Here is a 4,177-nt window from a genome sequence, read left to right on the forward strand (position 1 = left end):
CAACGCATAAATGTACTCGGTTGGATCCTGTTCTTTATAATGATCCAATTCACCATCTTTGAATAACTTATTTGATTCTTTAAACAGACCGGAGTAGACCATCAACTGTTTACCTTTTAATCCTTTATAAAACGCATCAAAGACTTTTTCATTGGCCAGGTAGTCACTATCTTTCGCTGAGTATTTCGCCAGCTCGGCCACTTCTTTTTTGCTATTTGTACGTACCTTTTGAACATGCACGTTTGTAATCAATGGATTCTTAGTTACCTCCTGCCATAATTTTAACCAACGATTCTGTTTAATATATTGATTAGGCTTATTGAAGTAACTTTTATTAACTGCAATTAATACATGGAAGTGGGGATTATAATCATCTCGATCTTGATTATATGTAACTTCCAATTTTCGAATATAACCTTTAACCACACTTTGAACTTCTTTTCGTTGTACTAATTTTTGAAACGCATGATTATATTCCTTAATTTCATCATGCAATTCTTCCGCTTTTACATTTGGTGTCGTAAGAGTAAGAAAGATAAAATCCTTATTATATGTATCTTTGATGTATTCCATCTGAATGGCTAGAGCCAGTGCTTCTTTTCTCGCTCGCTTCCAGGAACAGACCGGACAGAATCGATTTTTGCACGTATTTCCTTTATGCTGTTTTTTCTTTTCCAGAGTTTCATCAGCCACCATCATCATAAATGTATTACAGTCCTGCACAATCTCCCATGACGACTTGGACAAAAACTTGCGAATAAACCGTGCTAATACTTGATTTTTTTTCTTTTTCTCGGTAAACTTCTCCATATAAAATTAGTTTTATATAAATGCAAAACTACATCCCTAGATAGTTGGGCATTAAAAACTTGCACCTCCGATACTTTTGAATTTTTTGTGTGGTTACTTGAAATTCTAAATTAGTATCCTAAAAAGTGCAAGTTTTTTCCTTTTTATCCTTACTCTCGCAAAGAGTTCATGATTTTAGCATCGATCAGAATAGTTACCCTTATTATCAAGTAAAGTAGGCTTTTGATTTTCGCTTCGCTCAATCATGCCTAAAACCATAAAAAAAGAGAGGACCTATTCAGGTCCTCTCTTTTGCATTAATGCCCAATCAATTTCTAAGCCTCGAAGATATTTTAAAAATGTTTTCATGGTCGGATGATTATTTCCACTTTCCATTTTGGAGATCATGCTGGAAGTTAATCCACTTTTCTCTGCCAACATGGATTGCGTTAATCCTCGCTCCAACCGTATCTCAATGGCTGTTGCTAACATTTCCGCATACGCCCGATCTGTTTCTTCTTCACTCTGACCCAATTGAAACAGTTTCTCCCAACTGGAATAATTCATTCTTCCTCCCAAGCTACTCCTCCTATCCACTACACCTACATGCTTAAATCTGGTCCACGACCTTTCTTTTGCTGCTGTTGTCGCTTTTGTTCTTTCTCTCGCTTTTTCTCCTCTTCTTTTTGTCGTTCTTGTTCTAGTTGTTGTGCTTTTTCTTTATCTTTTTTCTGCTTGTCACCGAAGAACACACTGGTCATCCCCGCCATTTCATCCTCTCGCTTCAGACTCGCAGGGTACCTTTTCAGATTTAACGAGAGAATCGCCTGGGCTTTTGCTCTTCCCACCATTGTCGCAAACGACTGTTTCTTTTCCGTTATTTGTTCTTTAACCTTGTCCAGGGTTCGATGAAGAATCGTGTTTTCGGTCTGCAGGCTGTTGTTATCGTTTTGAAGCTTCTTTTTATCGTTCCGAAGGCTTTCATTTTCTTCCCGAAGTTCCTCATACATTTGGTCTTTGCGATCAACCTCTTTTTGCCAGCCTTTATTCGATAATCTCAAGTTCGTGTTTTCATTTTTCCTCTTAAACGAACCGTACGCTAAGTGATACAACTCATCATAGTGCTCCTTGGGCATTTCCACTTTTCGGGCTCCTGTGAAGCCCATAGAACGCTTTTCTCTCGATTCGGAGGTAATCCGGTGGAAATCCTGTTCAAATTCCTTCATCGGCTCCAGAATCGCCTGTTTATCTTCGATCTGTTGCTCCAGGTCTTGGAGCTCTTTCATTTTCGCTTTGAAGTCATTCATGTCCTCATAGTCCTTGGTCCCAACGAGCTCCCGATCAATCCCCCGGGCATTAATTTTTTCTTCTAAAAATCCAATCTCCCGTTCCCGCCAGTCTTCAAACGGGTGCGTCTGATTCAACGTTGCGTCTTGCTGCTTGATCGCCCGGTCAAATGATACCTGCGTATCCATGCCTTTTTTGTATCCTGTGGCCACCGGCACAAAATTCATATGCATATGAGGGCTAGCTTCATCATCGTGAATCACCGCATTGTAGACTTTGAGTTGAGGATTACGCTCCTGGAACTCCTGGAACCATTCCTGCAGAATCTCCTTCGCCATTTCCCGGTTTGGATCATCATTTTGAAAATCTTCCTGGTCTCCTACCTGCACAATCATTTCCTGTTGCGGGCGATTCTTTTTTCCCTGCTGCACATGCTTGTAGTAGTCCTCAATTTTTCGATCCCGGCGTTGCTGCTTGTCGTTATACCGTTCTTTGGCTGGTCCAAACTCTCGCTCATATAATTCCCGAAGATCCTTCTTCACCAAGTACACATTCCGGTCCGATCTCGAGAAATTAATGTGGTCGTTTCGTTCTTTTCCCCGTTCCGTGAACTCCCGATTATTATGTTTAATGTTGGTCTTTTTCGTATCCTTTTTGAGAGAAATACTCATGCCCATCTCGATCACCTTCCTCCCTCCAAGGCTACCAGACCTTTGTTACTTTGCCAAAGTAACATTTTCTAAGTTTTGACAAGTGTGTCAAAACGAAATTGCTCTGCGAGGCCCTTCGGCTGCGCCGAGCCATGCTCTGCGAGGCCCTTCGGCTGCGCCGAGCCATGCTCCGCATGGCCAAAACAAAGACCGCCCCTTTTTGAAAAAAGGGGCAGCCAAAAACTTTCTTTCTCCCTCCGGGGGCTCTGTCGAGGACGAAGCAAAAAGGGAAAAACGAGTTTTTCCTTTTTGCTGTCGCCAACAGCCTGGAACCCATAAAAAGGTCGTCAACTCTTAATCCTCCATTGGCTCCGCCAAAGTCCGGTTACGTTGACGACCCATCTAACAAGAAGCTTTAATTCATACCAAAAAAGTGGACAATCTAAAGGTACTAATAAAATGCTGAAGGTATGAAAAAAGTTTATCTCCTCTTTTAGGGGGAAAATGAATCTATGGACATCCATTTTTGGAGGTCCCCCTTTTTCGTTGAAAAGAACGGTCAACCTTCGGGTATGATCGTTCTTTTTTCTAAGAAAATAGAATATGCTATCATATGATTATAATCATTTTCTAAAAAAACTTAGATCCTGATTATCCGCTAAATAACAGATAAGCAAAAAGAGGACATACGCCGTGTCCTCTTTTTGTTATTTTCTCTCTTTCAATGCTAGAAAATCAATTTCTATTCATGCTACTGTTATCTTATTCCCATATCTATCCTCTGGGAATATTAAGGTTGAATCGTCTGTCAGTTCTGATCCTTCTGGCAGGCGGTTTTTATGATATTCGACATACGTATGCTACAATAGCCGTGTAATCATGATTCCAACTCTTGGGAATTATGATTATCCACGAGGAGAGGGGCGACAGGCACCCTTCCTTCCAACTTCCTTTTACTTTCAGAACCAACTGAACCCTCAAAAAACCTCCGAGCCAACTATTGACTCGGAGGTTTTTATTTATCTACCAATCCGGCTTTAGCATTCATTATCATTTTCATTTGTCAAAATTCACTTAAATATTAGCCAAAAAAAACGTCTCTACTAGTTCAGTAGGGACGTATCTATCTTTGTGAGTGGAGCGATTCATACCATGCTTTTGCATCAATAGAACCCACGACTAATTATTCCATACCCTGCTTCTATATTTTTAACACCCTTTTCAATACACTACAAACCGATACTCAAACAATCATTGTTTTTATTCATCTATCGGTTCTTCCTCTACTAATAATCGATTTACTTGTTCATGTTCCTCCACTGTGAGCAATCGTTTTTCGTCTTCGACATAATTTCCCTTACCCCAATGATAGAGCAACGCATAAATGTACTCGGTTGGATCCTGTTCTTTATAATGATCCAATTCACCATCTTTGAATAACTTATTTGATT

3 protein-coding genes and 1 pseudogene are annotated in these 4,177 nt (G+C 40.1%); all 4 read right to left on the reverse strand.

Annotated features, from left to right (window positions below; translation table 11 throughout):
* On the reverse strand, positions 1-810 hold an 810-nt coding region (locus ACTTK7_RS17020), incomplete at its 3' end, for a protein rep (protein ID WP_462869291.1).
* A 273-nt stretch (positions 811-1,083) separates the two neighbouring features.
* A complete protein-coding gene (locus ACTTK7_RS17025; RefSeq protein ID WP_462869292.1) occupies positions 1,084-1,368 on the reverse strand; it encodes a helix-turn-helix domain-containing protein in 285 nt (94 codons plus the stop codon).
* Between the two features lie 23 nt (positions 1,369-1,391).
* Positions 1,392-2,753 (reverse strand): plasmid recombination protein, encoded by a 1,362-nt coding sequence (locus ACTTK7_RS17030; protein WP_462869294.1) that lies wholly within the window; start codon positions 2,751-2,753, stop codon positions 1,392-1,394.
* 1,233 nt (positions 2,754-3,986) lie between these two features.
* Positions 3,987-4,177: pseudogene (locus ACTTK7_RS17035) on the reverse strand (protein rep); the annotation flags it as partial.

The sequence above is a fragment of the Marinococcus tarijensis genome (assembly GCF_054971385.1).